This is a genomic window from Pseudoalteromonas sp. S3260 (assembly GCF_005886925.1).
GTDB classification, from domain to species: Bacteria; Pseudomonadota; Gammaproteobacteria; order Enterobacterales; family Alteromonadaceae; genus Pseudoalteromonas; species Pseudoalteromonas tetraodonis.
The window spans coordinates 1-408 of the sequence record NZ_PNCV01000394.1; the positions used below are offsets into that span (position 1 = coordinate 1).

1 pseudogene is annotated in these 408 nt (G+C 64.5%); it reads left to right on the forward strand.

Annotation, left to right across the window (positions count from 1 at the left end):
• Positions 1-408: pseudogene (locus CWC14_RS18940) on the forward strand (hypothetical protein); the annotation flags it as partial.

Sequence of the window (408 nt, forward strand, 5' to 3'; positions counted from 1 at the left end):
CCTCGGCCTGACCACCCTGTTCGTGACCCACGATCAGGAAGAGGCACTGTTGCTGTCGGACCGCATCTTCCTGATGCATCAGGGGCGCATCCTGCAACAGGGCAATGCCGAGTCGCTGTATACCCGCCCGGTGGATGCCACGGCGGCGGGCTTCATGGGGCATTACAATCTGATCGGTCGCGAGCTGGCGCGCCCGCTGCTCGGCTACGAAAGCGACAGCCCGCGCGTGGCACTGCGTCCGGAAGCGCTGTACCTGCAACCGGACACCAGCCCCCAGGGACAGCAGGATGAATATACCAACTTCCCGACCCAACCCTTGCCAGACAATGCCGGCCCCGGTTGCCCGGGCGTGATTCGCCGCCACCAGCTGCTCGGCAATATCGTGCGTTACGAGGTGGACTGTCAGGG